At 43.2% G+C, this 24,609-nt stretch carries 25 protein-coding genes, 1 tRNA gene, 1 other RNA gene and 1 pseudogene; 15 read left to right on the top strand and 13 right to left on the bottom strand.

What is annotated here, in order from left to right; all coding sequences use genetic code 11:
* Positions 1 to 123: 123 nt before the first annotated feature.
* Complete coding sequence (locus AY605_RS10470; protein WP_064096346.1) at positions 124 to 2,046, bottom strand: DNA primase; 1,923 nt, start codon at positions 2,044 to 2,046, stop codon at positions 124 to 126.
* 197 nt (positions 2,047 to 2,243) lie between these two features.
* Complete coding sequence (locus tag AY605_RS10465) at positions 2,244 to 3,239, bottom strand: outer membrane protein assembly factor BamD (RefSeq protein WP_064096345.1); 996 nt, start codon at positions 3,237 to 3,239, stop codon at positions 2,244 to 2,246.
* 71 nt (positions 3,240 to 3,310) lie between these two features.
* Here AY605_RS10465 and rluD point away from each other — a divergent pair, with 71 nt between their 5' ends.
* The 3 genes from rluD to AY605_RS10450 are packed head-to-tail and all read left to right on the top strand — an operon-like array spanning position 3,311 to position 5,742.
* Positions 3,311 to 4,363 (top strand): 23S rRNA pseudouridine(1911/1915/1917) synthase RluD, encoded by a 1,053-nt coding sequence (gene rluD / locus AY605_RS10460; RefSeq protein ID WP_064096344.1) that lies wholly within the window; start codon positions 3,311 to 3,313, stop codon positions 4,361 to 4,363.
* A 37-nt stretch (positions 4,364 to 4,400) separates the two neighbouring features.
* Positions 4,401 to 5,141, top strand: a complete 741-nt coding sequence (gene pgeF, locus AY605_RS10455; RefSeq protein ID WP_064096343.1) for a peptidoglycan editing factor PgeF — start codon at positions 4,401 to 4,403, stop codon at positions 5,139 to 5,141.
* 40 nt (positions 5,142 to 5,181) lie between these two features.
* A complete protein-coding gene (locus tag AY605_RS10450; RefSeq protein ID WP_064096342.1) occupies positions 5,182 to 5,742 on the top strand; it encodes a flavodoxin family protein in 561 nt (186 codons plus the stop codon).
* A gap of 56 nt (positions 5,743 to 5,798) precedes the next feature.
* Here AY605_RS10450 and smpB read toward each other — a convergent pair whose 3' ends face one another.
* Positions 5,799 to 6,278, bottom strand: coding sequence for an SsrA-binding protein SmpB (smpB, locus tag AY605_RS10445; RefSeq protein WP_064096341.1), 480 nt, complete (start codon positions 6,276 to 6,278; stop codon positions 5,799 to 5,801).
* A gap of 139 nt (positions 6,279 to 6,417) precedes the next feature.
* On the opposite strand from smpB, the gene coaD reads away from it, so the two are divergent.
* The 5 genes from coaD to AY605_RS10420 all read left to right on the top strand — a co-directional run bounded on the left by coaD (position 6,418) and on the right by AY605_RS10420 (position 8,743).
* The gene (coaD, locus tag AY605_RS10440; RefSeq protein WP_004280585.1) at positions 6,418 to 6,909 is read left to right on the top strand and encodes a pantetheine-phosphate adenylyltransferase; all 492 of its coding nucleotides are present in this window, start codon (positions 6,418 to 6,420) and stop codon (positions 6,907 to 6,909) included.
* 1 nt (position 6,910) lies between these two features.
* Positions 6,911 to 7,174, top strand: coding sequence for a YfhL family 4Fe-4S dicluster ferredoxin (locus AY605_RS10435; RefSeq protein ID WP_064096340.1), 264 nt, complete (start codon positions 6,911 to 6,913; stop codon positions 7,172 to 7,174).
* 26 nt (positions 7,175 to 7,200) lie between these two features.
* Positions 7,201 to 7,578: RNase P RNA component class A (gene rnpB / locus AY605_RS10430), an RNA gene on the top strand.
* 72 nt (positions 7,579 to 7,650) lie between these two features.
* Positions 7,651 to 7,727 (top strand) — tRNA-Met (locus AY605_RS10425).
* A 125-nt stretch (positions 7,728 to 7,852) separates the two neighbouring features.
* Positions 7,853 to 8,743 carry a hypothetical protein gene (locus AY605_RS10420; protein ID WP_064096339.1) on the top strand — a complete coding sequence of 297 codons (891 nt, stop codon included), beginning with the start codon at positions 7,853 to 7,855 and terminating at the stop codon, positions 8,741 to 8,743.
* Here AY605_RS10420 and AY605_RS15275 read toward each other — a convergent pair.
* The 4 genes and pseudogenes from AY605_RS15275 to AY605_RS10405 form a co-directional block, all read right to left on the bottom strand.
* A pseudogene (locus tag AY605_RS15275) lies at positions 8,738 to 8,848 on the bottom strand (antibiotic acetyltransferase); the annotation flags it as partial. The gene AY605_RS10420 and the pseudogene AY605_RS15275 overlap by 6 nt on opposite strands.
* A 45-nt stretch (positions 8,849 to 8,893) precedes the next feature.
* Entirely contained in the window at positions 8,894 to 10,270 is a 1,377-nt protein-coding gene (gene clcA, locus AY605_RS10415; protein ID WP_064096338.1) for a H(+)/Cl(-) exchange transporter ClcA, read from the bottom strand.
* A 116-nt stretch (positions 10,271 to 10,386) separates the two neighbouring features.
* Positions 10,387 to 11,004 (bottom strand): CatB-related O-acetyltransferase, encoded by a 618-nt coding sequence (locus AY605_RS10410; RefSeq protein WP_064096337.1) that lies wholly within the window; start codon positions 11,002 to 11,004, stop codon positions 10,387 to 10,389.
* 112 nt (positions 11,005 to 11,116) lie between these two features.
* Positions 11,117 to 11,512 (bottom strand): RidA family protein, encoded by a 396-nt coding sequence (locus AY605_RS10405; protein WP_064096336.1) that lies wholly within the window; start codon positions 11,510 to 11,512, stop codon positions 11,117 to 11,119.
* 140 nt (positions 11,513 to 11,652) lie between these two features.
* On the opposite strand from AY605_RS10405, the gene AY605_RS10400 reads away from it, so the two are divergent.
* A complete protein-coding gene (locus tag AY605_RS10400) occupies positions 11,653 to 12,246 on the top strand; it encodes a TetR/AcrR family transcriptional regulator (protein WP_064096335.1) in 594 nt (197 codons plus the stop codon).
* Positions 12,247 to 12,319: 73 nt separating this feature from the next.
* Here AY605_RS10400 and greA read toward each other — a convergent pair whose 3' ends face one another.
* The 3 genes from greA to carA form a co-directional block, all read right to left on the bottom strand.
* Positions 12,320 to 12,796 carry a transcription elongation factor GreA gene (gene greA, locus AY605_RS10395; protein WP_064096334.1) on the bottom strand — a complete coding sequence of 159 codons (477 nt, stop codon included), beginning with the start codon at positions 12,794 to 12,796 and terminating at the stop codon, positions 12,320 to 12,322.
* A 91-nt stretch (positions 12,797 to 12,887) separates the two neighbouring features.
* Positions 12,888 to 16,118 carry a carbamoyl-phosphate synthase large subunit gene (gene carB / locus AY605_RS10390; protein ID WP_064096333.1) on the bottom strand — a complete coding sequence of 1,077 codons (3,231 nt, stop codon included), beginning with the start codon at positions 16,116 to 16,118 and terminating at the stop codon, positions 12,888 to 12,890.
* A 13-nt stretch (positions 16,119 to 16,131) separates the two neighbouring features.
* Positions 16,132 to 17,274, bottom strand: coding sequence for a glutamine-hydrolyzing carbamoyl-phosphate synthase small subunit (carA, locus tag AY605_RS10385; protein ID WP_064096332.1), 1,143 nt, complete (start codon positions 17,272 to 17,274; stop codon positions 16,132 to 16,134).
* Between the two features lie 309 nt (positions 17,275 to 17,583).
* Here carA and AY605_RS10380 point away from each other — a divergent pair, with 309 nt between their 5' ends.
* Positions 17,584 to 18,072 (top strand): hypothetical protein, encoded by a 489-nt coding sequence (locus AY605_RS10380; RefSeq protein WP_064096331.1) that lies wholly within the window; start codon positions 17,584 to 17,586, stop codon positions 18,070 to 18,072.
* Between the two features lie 102 nt (positions 18,073 to 18,174).
* Complete coding sequence (locus AY605_RS10375) at positions 18,175 to 18,399, top strand: hypothetical protein (protein WP_064096330.1); 225 nt, start codon at positions 18,175 to 18,177, stop codon at positions 18,397 to 18,399.
* Positions 18,400 to 18,556: 157 nt separating this feature from the next.
* Here the strand turns inward: AY605_RS10375 and AY605_RS10370 are convergent, their stop codons facing one another.
* Positions 18,557 to 19,096, bottom strand: a complete 540-nt coding sequence (locus AY605_RS10370; protein ID WP_064096329.1) for a DOMON-like domain-containing protein — start codon at positions 19,094 to 19,096, stop codon at positions 18,557 to 18,559.
* Between the two features lie 11 nt (positions 19,097 to 19,107).
* Positions 19,108 to 19,431: a ribosome assembly RNA-binding protein YhbY gene (gene yhbY, locus AY605_RS10365; protein WP_064096328.1), complete on the bottom strand. Its 324-nt coding sequence runs from the start codon at positions 19,429 to 19,431 to the stop codon at positions 19,108 to 19,110.
* 195 nt (positions 19,432 to 19,626) lie between these two features.
* Here yhbY and rlmE point away from each other — a divergent pair, with 195 nt between their 5' ends.
* The 4 genes from rlmE (at position 19,627) to AY605_RS10345 (ending at position 23,887) form a co-directional block, all read left to right on the top strand.
* Entirely contained in the window at positions 19,627 to 20,277 is a 651-nt protein-coding gene (rlmE, locus tag AY605_RS10360; RefSeq protein WP_064096327.1) for a 23S rRNA (uridine(2552)-2'-O)-methyltransferase RlmE, read from the top strand.
* 132 nt (positions 20,278 to 20,409) lie between these two features.
* Positions 20,410 to 22,299 carry an ATP-dependent zinc metalloprotease FtsH gene (ftsH, locus tag AY605_RS10355; protein ID WP_064096474.1) on the top strand — a complete coding sequence of 630 codons (1,890 nt, stop codon included), beginning with the start codon at positions 20,410 to 20,412 and terminating at the stop codon, positions 22,297 to 22,299.
* Positions 22,300 to 22,612: 313 nt separating this feature from the next.
* Positions 22,613 to 23,464, top strand: a complete 852-nt coding sequence (gene folP, locus AY605_RS10350; protein WP_064096326.1) for a dihydropteroate synthase — start codon at positions 22,613 to 22,615, stop codon at positions 23,462 to 23,464.
* Positions 23,465 to 23,572: 108 nt separating this feature from the next.
* On the top strand, positions 23,573 to 23,887 hold the full coding sequence (locus AY605_RS10345; RefSeq protein ID WP_064096325.1) for a DUF5713 family protein: 315 nt from the start codon (positions 23,573 to 23,575) through the stop codon (positions 23,885 to 23,887).
* A gap of 30 nt (positions 23,888 to 23,917) precedes the next feature.
* On the opposite strand, the gene AY605_RS10340 is transcribed toward AY605_RS10345, so the two are convergent.
* The gene (locus AY605_RS10340) at positions 23,918 to 24,604 is read right to left on the bottom strand and encodes a hypothetical protein (RefSeq protein WP_064096324.1); all 687 of its coding nucleotides are present in this window, start codon (positions 24,602 to 24,604) and stop codon (positions 23,918 to 23,920) included.
* Between the last annotated feature and the right edge of the window lie 5 nt (positions 24,605 to 24,609).

Here is a 24,609-nt window from a genome sequence, read left to right as displayed (position 1 = left end):
GCTTGGTTCTTTGCGGATTTGTACTTCAACATAAAACCCAGCCTGATTATTTGAGAAAATTATAAATAATACTGTGATCTAGTCTGACTTCATTTGATTCAAAAGAATCAATAATTTGAAAAATCAGTCTTCTAACAGGGTCATCGAGCGTTTGCGGTCAATTTCATAAATCTGCATTTTCAGGTTTTTCATTTCAGCGATGCTGTTAAATTTCTTGGATTTAATCTTGTTTTTTAAACACTGATATTGCAGCTTGGTTGAAAAATCAGCCGCGAGCTTATCGGCCTGTTCTGGCGATGAGGTGTAATCGCTGACATTGGCATGCTGCAAAATATGCTGCAGTTCATGATGATGGGCTGCACAGGCACCGAGCACATAATAGATCGACAGTTCTGGGTCATCCGGCAGGTCATCAAAAATCACATTCAGAATATTCAGAATTTTAAACAGCAGCTGATCTTCAGAGACCAGCGCGCGCAACGGTTCAAAATGAATATACAGATAAGGGTGATTCATCAAGATCGCAATTACATATTCTTCGGCATCAATTTTGGTACTAAAGCTTAAGGATGCATCCGTATTGACCTTGGGTTGCCATTTACGGTTAAAGCCCAGTTTTTCCCGGAAAAATTGCTGCAGCAGATAACGGAAGGAACCGTGTTTGGGCAGTAGCTCGGTCAGATTTTTTAGTTCACCCATAACCTGACTCTTGCCTTCAGGTGTGGTGATGTCCTGATTTTGGGTCAGATGGGCAAACACGAAGTCCGACATCAGTGGTGCCTGTTCCAGCAAGCGTCTGAAGTTTTCTATCCCTTCACGGCGGATCAATGAATCCGGGTCATGGTCAGCGGGCAAAACAAAGAACTTCAGCTCTCTGCCGTCATTTAGCAGGGGCAGGGCAATATCCAGAGTACGGCGTGCCGCTTTTTGGCCGGCAGCATCCCCATCAAAGGCAATGGTCAGCCGGTTGCTCTGCTTGAACAGAATATTCAGATGATCCGTATTACTGGCTGTACCTAAAGTGGCGACTGCGCCATGAATGCCATATTGCTGGAGCGCAATGACATCCATATAGCCTTCAACCATCAGCCATTCTTGGGCTTTCTGTTTGCGACCCTCATAGAGGCCGTACAGCAACTGGTTTTTATGGAAGACTTCAGAATCTGGCGAGTTGATATATTTAGGCTTGATCTCGTCATTCAGGGCACGGCCGCCAAAGCCGACTACACGCCCCTTGGTATCACGGATCGGGAAAATCACCCGCTCACGCAGCAGGTCAAAATCACGGCCACTGTCGCTGGTGCGAATCAGACCTAAAAGTTTTAAGCCCTCAATATCCTGAGGAAAGGCTTTTTCCAGATGTTGCCAGTCTTCAGGCGCGTAGCCTAAGCGCCAATAAGCAATGGTCTCTGCAGTCAGACCACGCTGCTTGAAATATTGCTGAGCACTTGAGCTATTTGGGAGTTGGCGCTCATAGAACTGCGCGATATTTTCCAGCAGATCATAGAGATTGCCATCTTGCTGAACTTCCGCCATGGGCAGATGTTCAAAAGAAGCAAAAGGGTCACCATAAAAATCCTGTTCGGCTGCCTGAAACTCTGCAAATGGGTCAAAACTCGCCGTAGATGCAGCAGTATTATTTTTTGTTGCTGCATTATTTTGTTGCGGCTGAGCTTGTGGAACAGCTTGAGCAGGCGCAATTTTAGGTTTGGCTGCTTCACGTTTATATTTTAATTTATTGGAATCGGTATTGTCTTTAGGCAGTTCGATTCCGGTCTGACTGGACAGGTCTTTCATCACTTCGACGAAATTACGACTGCCAATGTCCATCAAAAAACGGATGGCATTACCATTAGCCTGACAGCCAAAACAGTGAAAATACTGTTTATCGCGATAGACGTGAAAAGACGGTGATTTTTCCTGATGAAACGGACAGCAGCCTGAATAAGTACGGCCAGTTTTTTTTAGTTTTACGTATTGACCAATCACATCGACAATATCGGTGCGATCGAGAATCTGATCAATCGTATGTTGAGGAATGGCCATGGTCTGCTGAGCTTCTCGTGCTGCGTTATTTAGGGGTTAAATCATTGAAAAATTAAGAGCCGGATGATTATTCCAAACCTATAAATGAATTACTTGGTATAACCTTTTTGCACAATTTGTTCAAGCATTGCTCAGAAAATGCAAAAGGGCAAGTATGATAACTTGCCCTTTGCAAAAATGCACCTGTAACAGTTGGCTTATTCAGCAGTTGGTTCAGCTTGCTCGGTTGTTGTATTTTTTGGACGGTCGAGTAAACCAAACGTCATACGATTGGTCAGGCTGCGTTTTTCTGCCTGTGATTCTGGAGATTGGGTAGAAGGATTCGTTACAGTCTTGGCTTCTTTACCAAAAATACCCAAGGTTGCACGGTTAAAGAAGCTGCCTTCACTACGTGCTGCACGCAGGTTCACCGTACCATTGGCATTCACCAGGCCTGGATAGTTCAGTTTCAGCACTTCAATATATTGCTGTGAAGTGGCTTTATCACCCAGTTTGTCATAGCCATAGGCAACTGTTGCCAAAGCTTCCGGAATCTGCGGAGTTTGAGGATAATGTTCGATTACCCACAAGCCACGCTCAACTGCTGCCAGATAAGCCTTACGCTTGATATTGAAACGTGCTGCATTCATTTCATGCTCAGCCAGTTCCTGACCGATAAACTTCATACGCTGTGCTGCATCGACTGCATACGTGCTAGATGGGTAACGGCGAATGAAATCGACAAAATTCTGGTAAGCCAATTTCAGGTAGCTGACATCACGGTGTGACTGTTTCAGTGAGGTATAACGCATCAGACCGTTATAATTCTGTTCCATGTTGGCGACACCACGTACATAGTAGGCGTAGTCGACATTTGGATGTTGCGGGTTCAGACGGATAAAACGCTCTGCCAGTGTAACTGCAGCTTCATATTCTTTTTGCTGGAATTTTACATACAACAGCTCAAGCTGGGCTTGTGGAGCGTACTGACTGGTCGGGAAATAAGTTTCCAGCGCTTCTAGCTGTTTTGCTGCATCGGTATATTGATTACGATCTAGCGCTTTCTGTGCTTTTTGAATATAAACCTGTTCGCTAGATTCCGGACCTTTATCCACGACGTCTTTTTTTGTTGGATTACTGCTACAGCCTACCATTGCCGATGCAATGCCTAATGTCACAGCAAGCATTGTCATTTTATAATGTGGTAGCGACATAAAAATTCCTCTGTTAATACGGGCAATGAGCTACAATTGCACTATTAAACCACTTTTGTCTGAATGAGCAAATGAGTCAAGCACAATCTTCCAATTCTAATATCCCTGATACTGATTTCAATTTACTTGAAGATTCTGAGGATGCAGATAACCATACTTCAGAAGCAACTGCAACACGTTTATCGTTGCAATTTCAACTGGATGAAACTTATATCGGGCAACGAATCGACCAGATTGCAGCGATGGTCTGGAGCGATTTTTCCCGAGAAAAATTAAAGCAATGGATCAAAGAAGGTAATTTATTGGTGAATGGCCAACCGGTCAAGCCTAAATTTAAAAGTGATGGTTTCGAAATCCTGACCTTAAATGTCGAGCTTGAAGCGCAAACGCGCAGCCTGCCGGAAGACATTCCACTGGATATCATCTATGAAGACGAAGATATTATCGTCATCAACAAACCAGTCGGTATGGTGGTACATCCGGGTGCCGGCAATACCTCGGGCACCTTGGTGAATGCTTTATTACACCACTATCCAAAATCTTCTGAGCTGGCGCGAGCAGGTCTGGTACATCGTATCGATAAAGATACCAGCGGTTTATTGGTGGTTGCTAAAAATCTGGAAGCACAGTTTGCCTTAAGCAAACAGCTTGAGAAGAAATCGGTGTATCGTCTCTATGATCTGGTGGTTTACGGCAACATTATTGCTGGCGGCACCATTGATGAGCCGATCAAACGCCATCCGGTGGATCGTGTAAAAATGGCAGTTCTGCCAGGCGGCAAGGATGCAGTAACCCATTACAATGTTAAAGAGCGGTTCCAGCACTTCACCCGTGTTCAGGCACGTCTGGAAACCGGACGTACCCATCAGATTCGTGTGCATTTTAGCTATATCGGCTATGGCCTGGTGGGTGATCAGGTATATATGCCGCGTGTCCGTATGCCTGCAGGCGCATCGCAATTGCTAGATGATACTTTACGTGGCTTTAAGCGTCAGGCTTTACATGCCGTGCAACTGGGGCTGAAACATCCGCGTACCAAAGAAGAAATGACCTTTGAAGCACCGTGGCCGAAAGACTTTGCCAATCTGGTGGAAGTGCTGCGTACCGAAAACAAAGCCTATTAATCTTTTTATTTAGCTCGCGTCAAAGCAAGGAATCGAGATGCAATTTGTACCAGGACTTCCACCAGGTGTGTATGTGGGTCAGACCCGTGTTTATCATGCGAAAGTGCAGCCATCTACACAGCCTGAACTTGCAGGTTTTAATCTGGCCTTGCATGTGCAGGATGATGCGCAACGGGTACAACAGCATCGTATGGCTTTACTGCAGGATTTCGCTGCCTTTGGCGTAGATAAAATTACCTGGATGACGCAGACGCATAGCACCATCTGTCATACGATTAATGAGCAGATGCCTTTTGAGGCACTGGTCGGAGATGGTCTGGTGACGCAGCGTAAACAGCATGCCTTAATGATGATGACTGCAGACTGTTTGCCAGTGGTATTAGGCAATGCGGAAGGTACAGAAGTTGCGAATTTGCATGCTGGCTGGCGCGGTCTGGCGGGTGGGATTATCGAAAATACCCTTGTAGCTATGCAGACTCCGCCGACTTGGGCTTGGCTCGGTGCAGCCATTAGTCAACCCTGTTTTGAAATTGGCGAAGAAGTGAAAATTGCATTCTGTTCCAAATATCCTGAACTGGACAGTGCATTTCAGCCCGGTGTACAGGCTGGTAAATATTATGCTGACCTGTATGCAATTGCGCGTTATATCTTGCAGCAACACGGCATAAATACCGTATTGGGTGGAGATCAGTGTTCTTATCGCCAGCCAGAGGAATATTTCTCTTATCGCCGCGAAGCTAAAACAGGGCGTATGGCGACATTCGTGTTTATGACATGAAAATGTTAAACTTAACTGAATTTTTTGGCTTTTGAGCGTTATGTCCCTATCTTCCAAATCTGTTGCGATTGTTTATCACAGTCCTTATGGACACACGGCTAAAGTGGCAAATTTTATTGCCGATGGTGCACGGGAAACCGGTGTTCAGGTACATATGATGAATGTCGAACATATAGACTGGGAGGTGCTGGACGCTGCCGATGCGATTATCTTTGGTTGTCCGACCTATATGGGAAGTCTGACCGCTGCCATGAAGCTGTTTATGGAGCAGTCTTCCAAGCGCTGGCTGGCACGTAGCTGGCAGGGTAAGCTGGCAGCAGCCTTTACCAATGGTGGTGGACTCAGTGGCGACAAGCTGGCAGTGTTGCAGCAGATCAATCTGTTTGCCATGCAGCATGGCATGTTGTGGAGTGGCTTGCCATTAATGCCGACAGGACGTGCCGTCACGGATCTGAACCGGATGTCGAGCTTCCTAGGACTCATGACCCAGTCGGATAATGCGCCAGTAGAGTTGACCCCGCCTGAAGGTGATTTAAAAACTGCGTTCTGGTTTGGTGAATATATTGCCCTGACGCTGGCGCGACTAAATAGTCATACTTAAAATCATAAAAAAAACCTCCAAATGCGGAGGTTTTTTTATATGCAACTTTTAATCCATTATTTATGGAAAATTCGCGCTTTATCACGTTGCCAGTCACGGTCTTTTTCAGTAGCACGTTTGTCATGGAGTTGCTTACCTTTGACCAGGGCAATTTCCAGCTTGGCATGCGGGCCTTTCCAGTAGCAGGCCAACGGTACGCAGGAATATCCTTTTTGATTAATTGCACCTTGCAATTTTTCAATTTCACGACGGTTCAGCAACAGCTTGCGAGTACGGGTTGCTTCAGGCACTACATGGGTCGAGGCGCTTAACAAAGGTTGAACCTGAGCACCAAACAGGAAAGCTTCACCATTTTTAAAGGTAATATAGCTTTCGACAATGGTCATACGCCCAGCGCGCATTGATTTGACTTCCCAGCCTTTTAATGAAAGCCCCGCTTCAAATTTCTCTTCAATAAAATAATCGTGGCGGGCACGTTTATTCAGTGCAATGGTACCGCCATTATTTTTTTTTACTACAATAGATGCTTTCGCCATAATCTGATACTTCCAAACGTGCTGCTATTGTACCGCAACTAGAAATAAGGTGAAGTTTTTTAAATTAATGAGGATTATTCACCAAAAAAACAAGTTTTTGCTAAAATAAGATTCTACATAACAAACAGAGTACAAATGGATGTCTAAAACTCGTGTGATTTATCCGGGGACTTTTGATCCAATTACCAATGGACATATTGATTTGGTGACACGCGCAGCGCGAATGTTTGATGAAGTAGTGGTGGCGATTGCCATTGGTCATCATAAGAATCCGGTATTCAGTCTGGAAGAGCGTGTCGCATTGGCGAAAGAGTCATTGAGTCATTTGGACAATGTTGAATTTGTAGGCTTTGATGGTTTACTCGTCAATTTTTTTCGTGAGCAAAAGGCGACTGCTGTATTGCGTGGTTTGCGTGCAGTGTCTGATTTTGAGTATGAATTTCAGCTGGCCAATATGAACCGTCAGCTGGACTCCCACTTTGAAGCAGTGTTTTTGACCCCTTCAGAGCAATATTCTTTTATTTCATCCACTTTAGTGCGTGAAATTGCTCGATTAAGAGGTGATGTAACCAAGTTTGTACCACCAAACGTGGTTGCTGCCTTCGAGCGTAAACTTCAACAAGGTTGGTAGCGTGTCTTTATATATCACCGATGAATGCATTAACTGTGATGTCTGTGAACCTGTATGCCCGAATGAGGCGATTTTCATGGGTGAAGTCATCTATGAAATTAACCCGGACCTGTGTACGGAGTGCGTCGGACATCATGATCAACCGCAGTGCCAGCTGTTCTGTCCGGTGGATTGTATTCCACTAGATCCGAATCATGCTGAAACGCAGGAACAGCTGCAAGCCAAGTATGAAAAACTGACTGCTCAAAAAACATCAAGCAATTAGTCTGGATATTTGGTACTATGCCGCTCGAAGTGAGCCAGACGATCGCTGCTGTGGAAATCTCCGTGATTGAAGCAGGGGAGGAAAGTCCGGGCTTCATAGGGCAAGGTGCCAGGTAACGCCTGGGCGGTGCAAACCGACGGCAAGTGCAGCAGAGAGAAGACCGCCTTCATTATGTTTTCGAGCAATCGGAATTGGAGGTAAGGGTGAAAGGGTGCGGTAAGAGCGCACCGCATGGCTGGTAACAGTTCATGGCGAGGTAAACCCCACCGGAAGCAAGACCAAATAGGAATCCATTAGGCATGGCCCATGCTGGATTCGGGTAGGTCGCTTGAGCGCATGAGTGATTGTGCGCCTAGAGGAATGATCGTTCACGACAGAACCCGGCTTATCGGCTCACTTCAACAAATTTTGATCAAACAGCACAATATGGGGTTGACGTGATTTATAGAAAATCCCATAATGCGCGCACAGTTTAAGGCTATGTAGCTCAGTTGGTTAGAGCACCGCACTCATAATGCGGGGGTCACAGGTTCAAGTCCCGTCATAGCCACCATATTCTGAAAAAACCCACTCCGATTGAGTGGGTTTTTTTATACCTCAAGAAAATTAAAATGGTAATATGGATGGAAAATAAGCAGATGAATTTTAATAATTAAATTAAATATAGTGGGGATTTGAGTGATTTTGGAAACGCGTAAAAAGTTAGCAGAAGATTGGGGGTGTGGTGGTATCTCCTATATTGAGGAATCTATTTGGAGTTCGACGATTCAACAAAAAGATTTGAATAGAATTAGAGAGTTTTTATCTAAGAATAATTTTAAATATGTCGATATTAGTATTGTTAGACCACCGAATAATAAGACTGAGCAAATGAAGTTTAGAACTCATTATGATGAACCTGGTCAGTGCTTTAGTACCAATTATGGTATTTCTATTCCAAAGAATAGCAATAATTTAAAACTAACTGTTGGACTAGAAAGTGAATTAAAAAACCAAGAATACCAGACTAAAACACTTCATATTATAAATAGTCTAAGAGTTATATTCGGAGTACCTATCGCACGAGAATTAATGTTTACTGCATTGGCTTCTACGGAAAAGTTTATAGAAGTGGGTATGAGTTCTGAATTGGGCTATGCTTCAAAATTTGATGTGCAAAGTCTAAATCTTTATAAAAATATTGAATATTCTGAATTGCGTGAATTACCTATTGATGCACTAATTCTTTTAGATAAAGCATTTCAGCAAAAGTTCCCTCATGAACGCTTTGTATTAATGTGGGTAGCATTTGAAGCAATAATTAATTCTCTACCTATGACAGGAAGCAATGGAGAGAAAAGGAAGAAATATTTTTTAGAGGAATTAGCATCTGAGGTTGCTAACGAAGAGGTTAGGCGGTTACACAATTTACGTGGAGATGTCTTTAAGGAAGCAAAATTTTCTGAGGAGGATGTTGAGGAAATCAATTGGTCGTTATATATGGCAATACAATTAGCGATATTAAGTGATTGCCCGCAACGACAAGCTTTTTTAGGCAGATATGAGCAATATATTCTTAATAGGTCATAAGTTTTTAAAATATTGAACTAATTTATCAACATCATCCGTCTGCAACTGCTCCCGTATTTTTAAAAACTGCTTTTCCTCTAGATCATAGAGCTTTATTGAACATAGTGTCAGCCCAAAAGGGATAATTGTTAGTTATTTTTAAAGTTAACTTTATTTTTCTTTAGACTGATCTGGTTCATTCTCCGAACTGGCTAAAGTACTATTTAAAATTGCACTATAGATAGGCGTTGCACCTAAAGTTTGCGCCATAAATGTCGCTGCCAGACAGGTAATAATCAGCGGTAGAATGAGCATAAAACTTCCCGTCATTTCCATGACAACCATGATGCCTGTCAGTGGAGCGCGAATTGTGGCAGCAAAAAGACCAGCCATCCCCAGCACTGCACAGTTCAGTAATTCAATATCATATTGAGGAAAAACGGGCTGTGCGATCATGCCAAACATCACCCCAATAATTGCACCTAAAGCAATTGTTGGTGCGAAAATACCGCCAGGCGCACCTGAGCCGAAACATAAAATAGTGGCAATAAAGCGTAAACACAGAAGTATCAAAAGCGGATAGAACATGGTCATGCCATCTACAAGATTGGGTAAAATAGCGAAACCTCCCCCTGTCATTTCAGGTTTCAGCACGCTTAAAACCCCAAAAGTACCTGCAAGCACAGCACCCGTTAAAGGAAAGAAATATTGTTTCTTTTGATAAAATAAACCCAGAATACGACGTAAAGTTAAAATAAGAGAATTGGATAAAGAACCAATCAAGCCTAGGAACAGGCCTAAAAAAATATAAATCCAGACAGATTTTAAGGGGGCTGCCAAAAAAGTCCCCATATCTAAAATGGGATTAGACCCCATAATAAACTGATAGACCATGCAAGAAGTAATACAGCCAACAAAAACAGCCTTAATAGATGCCTTGGTATAAGTAAATTCAGGTCTCATCTCTTCAATGACAAACAAGATGCCACTCAGCGGTGCATTAAATGCAGCAGTAATACCTGCACCTGCACCAGTCGCAATGAGAGTATGGAGAGACTCATTATTTTTAACTTTACATAGGTCAGCAGTCATTTTTCCGAGATTGGCACCTATTTGCACAGTAGGCCCTTCACGTCCTAAGACCATTCCGCTACCTAATGCGCCTAAACCACCAAAAAATTTAACAGGAATGACACGCCACCAGCGTACTGGACGTAAATTGAGTAGTGCTCCTTCGACTTCGGGAATTCCTGATCCTCCTGTTTCGGGAGCAAACCTTTGTACAAGATAATAGGCAAACGCACCCATAGCAGCAGTGATGCAGAAAATTAAAAAAAAGCTTAAATAGGGTGAGGCACGCTCAACATGCTGTGAGAACTGTTCACGGTAGCTAACGGTATAATTAATGCAAATATGAAAAAGGGAGCCAAGCAAACCTGTTGCAGCGCCCACAATGCTGGCGAGTATAAGAATGATAAAAGGTGAGCGTTTTTGCCAGCTTTCTATCTTATGCGTTGCAGTGCTGGCAAGTTCTTTGGGTGTATGCATACGCTATCCTGCACTTGGCTTTTCTAATTATAATTGAACACCTTGGCGGTATTTTTACACACTCTGCATCAAAACTTTCTAGTTATCGATATCGGACTGAGCAGAATTTACTGCCTCTATGTTAAATAAAGTGCCAGTTGCTGAATGTCATCTGTTTGTAATTGTTCACGCATTTTCAAAAACTGCTTTTCATCAATGTCATAGATTTTTAAAGAAAGCAATTTGTGTATATCTTCCTGTGGAAAGCGGTATTTGATAATCTTTGCAGGAACGCCACCTACTACTGCATATGCGGGTACGTTCTTGGTCACGACTGCACCCGTAGCTACCACAGCACCTTCACCCAGAGTTACGCCTTGCATAATCATGGCACGCGAGCCAATCCAGCAACCATCACCAATTGTTGTGTCACCCGCAGGCACAAAGCCACGTGTATCGAAAGGAAACGCTGAAATCCAGTCCGTGCGGTGCAACTGGTTGCCACCCATCATGATCACGCACTCAGCGCCAAAGCAGACGAAATTTCCGATATAAAGCTGATCAATCGGTTTCTCAGGCGTAGATGGCTTGTCATGTAAATAACGCACCACACAACGCTCAAAACCCTGATCCCAATACGCTGAGTAGTAAGAGTAATTCCCTTTAATGTGAATATTGGGGTTCTTCACCGTTTTTGAGATGAATTCGAATTCACACCAGTGATTCACAGGAGCATTAATTAACTTTTCAGACATGAGGAGGCTGTAATCACAAGGAGTGCACCATTATACCGAATTGCCCTTTAAGCTGAATCAACAATCTCAATTCAGCCAGTGAATCGAATATTAAAGCACGTGCTGACCTTGCTTAAGTGCTTTGAGGGATACGTGCAATGACTTTAATTTCAAAATCAAAACCAGCCAGCCAAGTCACGCCCACAGCCGTCCAGTTCGGATAAGGCTTTTGGGTAAAAATCTGGTTTTTAACTTTCATAATGCTTTCAAACTGCTGTTGAGGATCAGTGTGAAAAGTGGTGACATCGACAATATCATCAAAAGTACAACCAGCCGCTGCCAATGTTGCAGCTAAATTTTCAAAAGCCCGTTCTACCTGTTTTTCAAAATCTGGTTCGGGAGAACCATCTTCACGGCTACCGACCTGACCTGAAACAAAGAGTAAATCTTGCGATTTGATTGCAGCAGAATAACCATGCTGTTCATATAGGGCATGGCGGTCTTGGGGAAATATTGCAGTTCTAGTCATGGCTATTCTCTTTAAAAAATTACTATGAAAATCCTTTCTTAAAGCGTTTGGCAGTTTCACATACGCTTCGTATGTAAACATAATTGACATACGCTGCGTATGTCAATTAAAATTTTTGTAATGCTGAAGTGAGAATAGAAATGTCTGTTCGTGAATTAAAAATGGCCGAGACCCGTAAAAAACTGATTCAAGTGGCACGCCGTGCATTTGGGGAATATGGCTATGCAGAGACTTCAATGGATAAACTCACGGCAGAAGCAGGGCTGACCCGTGGTGCGCTATATCATCATTTTGGTGATAAAAAGGGCTTATTTGCTGCGGTGGTCGATCAGATTGATTCAGAAATGGCTTCATCTGCCCAGCAACATCTGGAGCAGCCTGATGATCTTTGGGAAGGATTGATGCTTGAAGGACGCACTTATATTGAACATGCATTAAATGCTGAGTTTCAACGGATTGTGCTGCGCGATGGCCCGGCCGTACTGGGTGATCCTGCACATTGGCCAAGTCAAAACAGATGTTTGGAGTCCACGCGTGAATGTGTTGAACAACTGTTGGTAGCAGACCGAATTAAAACAGTTGATCCGGAAGCTGCTGCGGTATTTTTAAATGGTGCTGCAATGAATGCAGCACTCTGGGTGGCTTCCAGCGAAGATCCTGAGCAGGTACTGCCTGAGGCCTTACATGCATTTAATTTATTTGCATCAGGGTTTTTAAAAGAAGCACAGCGCTAATTCGTGTGTAGGAAGCGTGCAAAGGTAAAAAACCCCTCAATTGAGGGGTTTTTCAAGCTTAACTATCTAATATTTAGATATATTCAACTTTTACAATTTCGTATTCAACTTCACCGTTTGGTGTATTGATTTTCACATCGTCGCCTTCGCCTTTACCCAAAAGGCCACGTGCAATCGGCGAGTTTACAGAGATCTTGTTAATCTTAAAGTCTGCTTCGTCATCGCCTACAATTTTGTAGGTTTTCTGTTCTTCAGTATCCAGATTTTCAATCGTGACTGTTACACCAAAAACCACACGACCATTCTGTTCCAGTTCTTTGACATCGATCACCTGAGCTGCACCCAGTTTGCCTTCGATGTCCTGAATACGGCCTTCACAGAAACCTTGCTGTTCACGTGCTGCATGGTATTCTGCATTTTCTTTTAAGTCGCCGTGTTCACGAGCTTCCGCAATCGAAGCGGTGATACGTGGGCGATCAACTGTTTTCAGTTGGTGTAATTCTTTCTCTAAGGCAATTTTGCCTTCAGGTGTCATAGGATAACGTTGCATGTTGTCCCTCAAAAGTCAGTTGAAAGATATAAAATCTATAAATAAAAAAAAGCCCGCCACCAAGAAGGTAGCGGGACTTCTTGGAAGCGAATTAACCTTTAGTTAGGTCTTGCAAACGATATACATCCATTGGCAATTTAATTGCTAAAGCTTGGCATACAGCGTCCGCACCATTCAATGTAGTTGTGTTATACACTTTACCTTGAAGCGCTGAACGACGGATCGAGAATGAGTCTTCTTGTGCCTTTTTGCCTTCAGTCGTGTTAATCACAAGGTGGATTTCGCCGTTTTTGATACGGTCCACAATGTTAGGACGACCTTCAGTTACTTTATTGACACGTTCGCATTCCAGACCAGCTTCGCTAATCACTTTAAATGTACCATCAGTCGCAAGAATCTTGAAGCCTAGGTCAATTAATTGTTTCGCAATGCCGGCAGCACGTGGTTTATCTGAGTCACGTACAGAGATGAAAGCATGTTTGACTTCACCTTCAGTTGGAAGACCAGGTAAACGCTCATTGGCACCCAGTACAGCTTTATAGAATGCTTCGCCGAATGTTTTACCCACACCCATCACTTCACCTGTAGATTTCATCTCAGGGCCAAGGATTGGATCAACACCAGGGAATTTGTTGAATGGGAACACTGCTTCTTTTACAGAGAAGTGTTCAGGAATAATCTCTGCTGTAAAGCCTTGCGATTCAAGAGATTGACCTGCCATACAACGTGCAGCAACTTTCGCTAAAGATTCGCCGATACACTTAGAAACGAACGGTACAGTACGTGATGCACGTGGGTTCACTTCCAGGATGTAAACGTCATCGCCTTTCACTGCAAACTGTACGTTCATCAAACCGATTACGCCTAGCTCTTTCGCCATAGCAACGGTTTGACGACGCATTTCGTCCTGTACTTCTTGAGATAGAGAGTAAGGAGGAATAGAACATGCTGAGTCACCTGAGTGAATACCTGCCTGTTCAATGTGCTGCATGATACCACCGATCACCACGTCTTTACCGTCAGATACGCAGTCTACGTCAACTTCGATTGCGTCATCCAGGAAGCGGTCAAGAAGAACAGGCGCTTCGTTAGATGCTTGAACCGCATCACGTAAGTAGCGTTTTAATTCTTCGTCGTTGTATACGATTTCCATCGCACGACCACCAAGGACGTAAGACGGACGTACAACAAGCGGGTAGCCGACTTTAGATGCTTCAGCCATGCCTTCTTCAGCAGATTTTACGATGCTGTTGTTTGGTTGACGAAGTTGCAGGCGTTGAATCATTTGCTGGAAACGTTCACGGTCTTCTGCACGGTCAATCGCGTCAGGAGATGTACCGATAATTGGCGCACCGGCTTCTTCTAAAGCACGCGCCAATTTCAAAGGTGTTTGACCACCGTACTGAACGATAATGCCTTTCGGCTTCTCAATACGTACAATTTCAAGTACATCTTCCAACGTAATTGGTTCGAAGTACAAACGATCTGATGTGTCGTAATCTGTAGAAACTGTTTCAGGGTTACAGTTCACCATAATGGTTTCATAACCGTCTTCACGCATTGCAAGCGCCGCGTGTACACAGCAGTAATCGAACTCGATCCCTTGACCAATACGGTTAGGACCGCCACCAATCACCATGATCTTGTCACGAGTAGATGGATTTGCTTCACATTCTTCATCGTAAGTTGAGTACATGTATGCTGTATCAGATTCGAATTCTGCAGCACAGGTATCCACGCGTTTGTAAACTGGCGTTACACCCAAGTTCCAACGGTGTTTACGGAATTGTTTTTGTGAAATGCCCATCAAGTCCGCAATACGAAGATCTGACAAACCTTTACGTTTAAAGCTACGGATATTATCCGCGTTTAAATCGCCAAAACCTAAAGTTTTGATCTGGTTTTCAGTTTTGATGATGTCTTCGATTTGAATCAAGAACCAGCGGTCAATGTTCGTTGCAGCGAATACTTCATCTAAAGTAAAGCCGTGACGGAATGCGTCGCCCACATACCAGATACGCTCTGGACCTGGTACTTTAAGTTCTTGCAAGATTTTATCGCGCGCGCCTTCAGCACCCACTTCAATTTTTTCGTCAAAACCAGAAGCACCAACTTCAAGACCACGAAGGGCTTTTTGTACAGATTCCTGGAAGTTACGACCAATCGCCATGACTTCACCGACAGATTTCATCTGTGTGGTTAAAGTCGCATCCGCTTGTGGGAATTTCTCGAAGTTAAAACGAGGAATCTTGGTTACAACGTAGTCGATTGCAGGTTCGAATGATGCAGGAGTCGTGCCGCCAGTGATGTCGTTTTTCAGCTCATCAAGGGTGTAACCAACTGCCAGTTTCGCTGCAATTTTTGCAATCGGGAAACCAGTTGCTTTAGACGCAAGGGCAGAAGAACGAGAAACACGCGGGTTCATCTCGATCACAACCATACGGCCATCTTTCGGGTTAATACCGAACTGAACGTTCGAACCACCAGTTTCTACACCAATTTCACGGAGAACCGCTAAAGATGCGTTACGAAGTAACTGGAATTCTTTGTCTGTCAGTGTTTGAGCAGGCGCAACAGTGATTGAGTCACCTGTGTGCACGCCCATTGGGTCAAAGTTTTCAATGGTACATACAATGATACAGTTGTCGTTTTTGTCACGAACAACTTCCATTTCGTACTCTTTCCAACCAATTAATGATTCATCGATCAATAATTGTTTAGTCGGAGAAAGATCGAAACCGCGTTCACAGATTTCAATGAATTCTTCTTTGTTGTATGCGATACCGCCGCCTGAACCACCCATGGTGAATGATGGACGGATAATTACAGGGAAGCCGAAGCGTGCTTGAATCTCTAAAGCTTCTTCCATTGACTCGGCAATGTCAGCTTTTGGACATTCAAGACCGATTTTACGCATTGCCTGGTCAAACAGTTTACGGTCTTCAGCTTTTTCGATTGCTTCTTTGGTCGCACCGATCAATTCAACATTGTATTTTTCTAAAATGCCGTGCTCATCAAGGGCAAGGGCACAGTTCAATGCTGTTTGACCACCCATTGTCGGAAGAACTGCGTCTGGACGTTCTTTCTCAATGATCGCTGCAACAGTTTGCCAGGTAATCGGTTCGATATACGTTGCATCTGCCATTGCAGGGTCGGTCATAATGGTCGCTGGGTTCGAGTTCACCAAAATAACACGGTAGCCTTCTTCACGAAGAGCTTTACACGCTTGCGCGCCTGAATAGTCAAACTCACACGCCTGACCAATCACAATAGGACCAGCACCAAGAATTAAGATGCTTTTAATGTCTGTACGTTTAGCCATGATGCTTCCTTAATTACTTCTTAGATGCTTCGATAAGTTCGATGAAATGATCGAACAATGGTGCGCAGTCATGTGGACCAGGGCTTGCTTCAGGGTGACCCTGGAAGCTGAACGCAGGCTTGTCTGTACGATGAATCCCTTGAAGGGTTTGGTCGAACAGTGATTTGTGCGTCGCTTTAAGGTTTGCAGGCAGTGTATCTGCATCCACTGCAAAGCCATGGTTTTGTGAAGTAATCATCACTGTACCAGTTTCGATGTTCTGTACAGGATGGTTGGCACCGTGGTGACCGTGAGGCATTTTCACAGTCTGAGCACCGCTTGCAAGCGCAAGAATTTGATGACCCAGGCAGATACCAAATACAGGTACGTTGCGAGCATCTTCGACAATTGTTTTTACAGCTTCAATTGCATAATCACATGCAGCTGGATCGCCAGGGCCGTTCGATAAGAACACGCCATCTGGATTCAGTGCAAGTACGTCAGCAGCAGGAGTTTGCGCAGGCACAACAGTCAATTTACAACCGCGGTCTGCGAGCATACGTAAGATGTTGGTTTTGACACCGTAATCGTATGCAACAACATGGAATTTAAGTTCAGGTTGAGAGAAGCCTTTTCCAAGTGTCCAAGAACCTTCAGTCCACTCGAAGCCGTCAGGATCACAACATTCTTTTGCAAGGTCTAAACCATTCAAACCACCGAATGCGCGTGCTTTTTCTAGTGCTTCTTCTTCAGTGATGTTTTCGCCTGCAAGGATACAGCCGTTTTGTGCACCTTTATCACGTAAGATACGTGTTAATCGTCGCGTGTCGATGTCAGCAATGGCAACTACATTGTGCTGTACTAAATATTCACCTAGTGATTGTTCAGCACGGAAGTTACTGTGTAATAAAGGAAGGTCACGGATAATTAAACCGTTCGCCCATACTTTATGAATACGACCTGATTCTGTGTCTTCTTCATTGCAACCCGTGTTACCGATATGTGGGTAAGTTAAAGTTACAAGTTGCTGTGCATAACTTGGATCAGTCAAAATTTCTTGATAGCCAGTCATGGCAGTGTTGAAAACGACTTCGCCAGTCGTACTACCCGGTGCGCCAATCGAAGTACCTTTAAAGATAGTTCCGTCGGCTAGGGCTAAAATTGCTGGGGTGCTCAAACCAAAGCTCCTGAAATTTAGGCTGTAAAAAAGCGAGAAGACGAAAAAAAAGGAAGGCTATTTTTTTAACCAACCCTCCTATGTCTGCTCGCTTGAACTTAACACGGCATTATACGCAGAATGACCCTCGAAGTCCAATGGCTTTGCAGCGAAAGTATGAGATAAATGGCTTGCTTTTTGCATGGAAGTCTGTTTTGTAGACAATGTGAAAAAATGTAAGCAATTAATAATTGTCAGACAAATCAAATCTTAATTTTTATCAGATCTACTAATATAGCTTAAGTCAACATAACAATAGGAATAATACAAATGACTACAGCCCCGAAATCTACTACATCTAAAAAAATTACCCCAAGCGTAGTCAGTGAAACTGCCGAAAAGCTTGAAAAAGTGGCGGTTGAGGCTAAAGATCAGGCAATTGAAACCATCGAAGAAAGTAAAGAAAAGCTTGAGGTCGAAGCGAAGCAGTTAACTGATACTGTGCAGGAACAATTGCGTCAATTAAAGCAGGAAGTGTTGCAGCGTATTGATACTTTAAAAGAGCAGATTTTCGGTTCGCAGAAAGAATTAACTGAATTAAAAAGCTTTATCAAGACAGAATTCAGCGCGGTCATTGAAGACCTGTCCAATCTGGGTAAAGAGCTGAAAGAAGATGTCAGTCAGATTTCGACCAAGCATAAAGAGCATTTGACTGGTACGTTTAAACGTTCTAAAGACAGTACCATTGAAGTATTGAAAAAAGTTAAACCCGTCATAAAGACGGAAAGCTCGGACAAAAGTCCTGAGCTGAAAAGTTAGGCTGCGCTGAAAGGCCGCTATTTAAAAAGGAGAACAATGATATGTTCTCCTTTGTCTTTATGCAGCAAAACGGACTCACAATAACAATTAGAGGGGGTCACGATGCCACAGCATTATTTTATAGGTGTACTTATTTTACTGATATTGATCATGCTGCTGAATCTGGAAAGCGGATTGAGACGCATACTTTATCTGGGTGTAATCCTGTTATGTCTTGGAATACTCGGACCAGTATTTGGGAGCATTCTTCTAATGATCATTACTTTTGCTTTTATACTCTTTGCTGCCGTGAAATCTATTCAGGAACAGCATCATCTGCATCATTAAAACATGTACACGGGAAATGATCTAAACTCCATAATAATGAAATACACGATCAATATGATTTTATTGTTTTAAACAAAAAACGTGAGACTTCAAGTCTCACGTTTTATTCGCCTGTTACCCATTCTAGTGGCTAACCCAACATCTGGCATCAACCTGTTTAAAATATGTGCAGCCAGTCGCGTTTATTATGAAAATCTGCCTGAGGGCTACTATGCTGCATGGCATAGAACTGATCACCTTGCGAGGTTTTTAGAACAGCAGATAAACCCAGGAACAAGTTTTCCCATTTCAGTTTATGGGTTGCCATAAAATCAGTCAGATCCAGACTGACATTGAGACCATAATGCGTACGTTTGAGCTGATTCAACTCAATATCATTCGCAGCCTGCGGTGGCATATCTTCAGGATAACGGTATTCTTCAAATTGATAAGCCTGCCAGGCCTGAGAAGGGGAGAGATTAATCTCACGATAAAAATCTTCACCCTGAACCCCAATAAAAATTTCGAAGCAGGTCTGTTCCCACAAAAAATCCTGACGCGGATGAGCCGTCACCATGTCGGGCCACAGGATGTACTGATTGGGATCACGAATCCAGAAGCCCACATTTAAACTGCATGGGCCTTGCTGTTCAATGGCGGCAACCAGAGAGATGGCCTGAAAACGGCGATCAAATGCGCTAAGTTCGTAACTTGCCATAAGTCCTGTACTTAGTTTGAAAGATGAGCGAAACGGACAAGGTTGGACAATTTTTGGTTTTGTTTTGCAGCTTTTTTGTAAAGCAGTGCAATCTTACCAATAGTTTGAACCACCTCAGCGCCAGTTGCTTCTGCAATTTCAGTAATCAGTGCTGAACGTGCTTCGCGATCTTCGGCCACGATTTTTACTTTAATCAGTTCGTGGTCGTTTAAAGCACGTGCCAATTCTTCGATAACATTTTCAGTCAGGCCTTTGTCACCCAGCATAACCACCGGGTTTAAAGCATGTCCGATTTGACGTAAACGCTTACGTTCCTGAATAGATAAAGACGCCATGAGAGATAACCTGAATTTTAAAACGGCTTAGTATAGCAAAATCAAAAAACAAACGCTTTAAATTATCAGGAAATAATCACTGCGCATATCTCCTGATAAGGAGCAAAACTCCTAGATTTAGATACACATGTATACTGCAAAATATGTCTTTTTCACGTACAATTAATAATTAGACGTTTTTTTATTTAGAGAGTTATGGCTACACGCATTACCAACCAAAAGTTATCTAAAAGTAGTCGTGATTGGATGAGAGAGCATTTAGACGATCCTTATGTGAAAAAAGCACAGAAGGAAGGCTATCGTGCGCGTGCAGCATATAAGCTCTTAGAGATGCAAGAAAAGTACAAAATCATCAAACCGGGTATGACTGTGGTCGACTTGGGTGCCGCACCCGGCAGTTGGTCGCAAATCGCCGGTAAGCTAGTCGGTGACAAGGGTTTATTGATTGCATCTGATATTTTACCAATGGATGCATTACCGGATGTAACGTTCTTGCAGGGCGACTTTCGGGAGGAAGAAGTCTTCCAGAAACTGTTAGAAATTTTAGATGGTCGTACTGTAGACGTTGTAATTTCAGATATGGCCCCCAATACATCAGGTAATAAGGCTGTAGATCAACCGCGTCAGATTTACTTGTGTGAACTTGCACTGGATTTTGCCAATAAGGTGTTAGGCCCCAAAGGTCAATTTGTGGTAAAAGTTTTCCAAGGCTCAGGTTTTGACGAATTTCGTAAGCAAGTGGTTGATAGTTTTGATGTTCTTAAAACATCTAAACCTTTGGCATCACGTGCTCGCTCCAAGGAAGTTTTCCTGATTGGGCAGGGACGTAAGAAGGCTTTAAAATAAGTCTACTTGCCAAGTCGTTAAAAATTGTGCATTTTGTAAGTTTTCATATAATTGTAAGTTGATTTACAGCTTAAGTATTAAGGTCACCCTGAACAGGGCATGATCAAATTAGATTGGAATGGGAATAAAGCTTTGAGCGATCTTTTTAAGAATGCCGTATTGTGGCTCGTGATACTGGGTGTGCTGGTGTTAATCTTCAGCAACGTCAGTGACCGCAATCAACCGACTACAATGAACTACTCAGAGTTTGTTGCCGCGGTCAATGCTGGCCAAATTAAACAAGTTGTGATTGACGGCGAAAGAATCCGTGGCGAAAAAACAAACGGTTCAGAGTTTGAAAGTATTCGTCCGGCAGTTCAGGATCCTGAGCTGATGCCAAGCCTCATTAAAAATAATGTTGTGGTCGAAGGTGAAGCACCACAGCGTCAAGGCTTGCTCATGCAGTTGCTTATTGCAAGTTTCCCTGTACTTTTAATCATTTTGTTATTCATGTTCTTTATGCGCAACATGGGTGGCGGTGCAGGTGGTAAAAACGGCCCAATGAGTTTTGGTAAATCTAAAGCCAAAATGCTGTCTGAAGACCAGATTAAAGTCACTTTTACCGATGTAGCTGGTTGTGATGAAGCCAAGCAGGAAGTGGTTGAAATCGTAGATTTCCTCAAAGATCCAACCAAATTTAAACGTCTGGGTGCAAGTATTCCACGCGGTGTGTTAATGGTGGGGCCTCCAGGTACAGGTAAGACTCTACTTGCTAAAGCCATTGCAGGTGAAGCTAAAGTTCCATTCTTTAGTATTTCAGGTTCCGACTTCGTTGAAATGTTTGTCGGTGTCGGTGCATCACGTGTGCGTGACATGTTCGAACAGGCAAAACGCCATGCACCATGTATCATCTTTATTGATGAGATTGATGCAGTCGGTCGTCATCGTGGTTCAGGTACTGGTGGTGGTCACGATGAACGTGAACAGACCCTCAACCAGATGCTGGTAGAAATGGACGGTTTCGAAGGTAATGAAGGTATTATCGTCATTGCTGCAACCAACCGTGCAGATGTACTGGATAAAGCTTTACTTCGTCCAGGCCGTTTTGACCGTCAGGTTGTTGTTGGCTTGCCAGATATCAAGGGTCGTGAGCAAATTCTGAATGTACATTTGAAAAAATTGCCTTCAGTGACAGGGGTAGATGTTAAAGTGCTTGCACGTGGTACACCAGGCTTCTCCGGCGCCCAATTGGCCAATCTGGTGAACGAAGCTGCTTTGTTTGCTGCACGCCGTAACAAAAACACTGTCGATATGCATGACTTTGAAGATGCAAAAGACAAGTTGTATATGGGTCCTGAACGTAAGTCGATGGTCCTTCGTGAGGAAGAGCGTCGAGCGACGGCTTATCATGAAGCAGGCCATGCAATTGTTGCTGAAAGTTTACCAGGTACAGATCCTGTGCATAAAGTAACGATCATGCCACGTGGTTGGGCTTTAGGTGTTACCTGGCAGCTGCCTGAATTTGACCAAACCAGCCATTACAAAGATAAAATGCTGAATGAAATTTCTATTTTGTTTGGTGGTCGTATTGCTGAAGAAGTCTTTATTAACCAGATGTCAACAGGCGCTTCCAATGACTTTGAACGTGCAACCAAAATGGCACGTGCGATGGTGACCAAATACGGTATGTCTGACAAATTAGGAGTCATGGTCTATGAAGAAGATGCACAGCAATCATTTATGGGCAGTATTGGTAGCCGCAGTATTTCGGAAACCACACAACTAGAAGTTGATCGTGAAATTCGTCGAATTCTGGATGAACAATATAAAGTCGCACGCAATATCTTGGAAAGTAAAAAAGATGTTGCCCATGCGATGGTGAAAGCTTTAATGGAATGGGAAACCATTGATCGGGATCAAATCCGTGACATTATGGAAGGTCGTGAACCTCAACCGCCAAAAGTTTATGTTGCAGAAAATCCTGTGATTGATGTAACACCAAATGATGGCCCGTTGACACCTCCACCATTGCCAGCCAATTAAGCTTAATAAAAAACCACCTTCGGGTGGTTTTTTATTGCAGCCATTTGAGCCACGGGTTAATAAATGATTTTGCTATAAACGATATAACATCAAAATAAACTATGAGAATGAGATTATTCAACTATTTAAGATAGCAAATATCTACAGCATATTAGCCAGTGAATGGCTGCAGGTGATAGGATGATTACAAACTAAAATAATGCAATATTCTAAAAATAATTACTTCGAAATCTAGCGATTATTCTTATTCAGTTTTGCTTTATTTAATTATCCATAAGACAATATTGAGGTTATTTTAAGTGAGTATTGAATCATGCAGCTGATGCCTTTGTTACCACATGTATGGACATTTGGTGATTTAAAATTGGACTTATCCCAGCCGCATGTAATGGGGATTCTCAATGTCACCCCAGACTCTTTTAGTGATGGTGGTCGGCATAATCAAAAAGAAGATGCAGTTGCCCGCGCACTGGAAATGATCGCTGAAGGCGCAACCGTGATTGATATTGGCGGTGAATCGACCCGTCCAGGTGCAGCAGCAGTAGAAGTGGAGGAAGAAATTCGCCGCGTGGTGCCTGTGGTTGAAGCTTTATCCAAACATAATGTCATTCTCTCGATTGATACGTCGCAACCTGAAGTGATTCGTGCAGCGGTTCGGGCCGGAGCGCATATCTGGAATGATGTCCGTGCTTTGACTCGGCCGAATGCATTGCAGACCGCAGCAGAGCTGAATATTCCAGTAATCATCATGCATATGCGTGGTGAACCGACCACGATGAACAATCTGGATCAATATGAGGACGTCACTGCTGATGTGATTCGCGAGTTATCCCAACGCGTTCAGGATGCCTTGGATGTGGGAGTAAAAGCGGAAAATATCATGATTGATCCAGGTTTTGGTTTCGCTAAAAATGCCCAGCAAAATTTACAGTTGCTGAACGAATTTTATAAACTGACAGAAATGGGCTATCCGATTCTGTCTGCTTTATCTCGTAAACGCTTTATCGGGACAGTGCTAGATGGTGCAGCACCGCAAGAGCGGGCAGTAGGCTCTGCAACAGCACATTTACTGAGTATTCAGCAAGGTGCCTGCATGGTACGAGCACATGATGTTAAGGCTACAGTCGATGCGATTAAAGTCTGGCAAGCCATGCAAATGGCTTAGAAAGCGAGGCCGGGAAATCCCTACATTGACAATGTTGTTTGGCTTTTAAGCAACAATATGCTATATAGGCACGCTTAGATTAGATAGTCATCCTTTAGAGTGCCTGTAATGTTTGCAGATTTACTTCTCCCCATGTTCGATGATGAATATTATCCCGATATTCTGGTTGCTGAAATCAAACAGCATATCGAACGTTTTGCCCAAAAAGTCGCTAAATCAGGTTTGTCAGATCAAGAAATTTATCAGCTTGCCAATCTGACTGTGGCTGATATTAATGTCATGAAACCTCAGTTTGAAGATCTGGATTCATCTCTGGATGATAGCGCTGCAGATTATATTGCCGAAGCCATGATGATGGTGGTTCAAGAACACGGCCTGTTCGAGATTGAAATGGAAGAACTGATTACCAATCGAGAATGGTGATTTAAGAAAACCCTGCAGCTGCAGGGTTTTTTATTGTCTGTTGAAATACTCTTTAAAGCTATTAAAGCGAATCGAGCCTAATAATAGTTGCTCTTCATTCATGCATTGCTGATACAGATTCTGGTAATAAGCTTGCAGATCTGACTGACCTTGAACCTGTTGTGGTGTTTTTGATCTGGATTGTTGATAAGCCCAAAAAGCCAGTTGCCGGAGTTTCTGCAATTTGATCTGATCAATTGCGCTACAGGAATTTTTAAATAAAGGTTCCAGGATGACCACCCCAAAGGAGGAAATCGCTAAAAAGATCATGCTGATAATGACCAGCACATCCGAATGAACCAGATAAAGATTAAGCAGCAAACATAGAAAAATTGGAATTTGCAGATAGAGACAATTTTGCAAACGCTGACTATAGGCTTTGGAGCTGTACTGTGCTTGATATTGCGCATAACAGATATAAGGATACAGTAGGGCCATCAGCATAATTAAGGTGACATTAAAGGCAACCGTGGCATTTTTGAAAAAATAATATTCCAGAAATACCGAGCTGATACTACAGGCTACACAGACCAGAAGGGACAGTAAATTAATCGCGATAACGAACTGGATATTTTGCAGGGCATTAAATTTAAAGCGGCTATAATGCAACTTTAGAAAAAAAGCATCTGGATGACGTAATTGTAATGTGGCGAGATCGAAGTGTTTTAATTCTGACATGGGGG

The organism is Acinetobacter sp. SFD, assembly GCF_001647575.1.
Lineage (GTDB): Bacteria > Pseudomonadota > Gammaproteobacteria > Pseudomonadales > Moraxellaceae > Acinetobacter > Acinetobacter pecorum.
The sequence above is the reverse complement of the archived record's forward strand: the minus strand, read 5'-3'. Positions and strand labels throughout refer to the sequence as shown.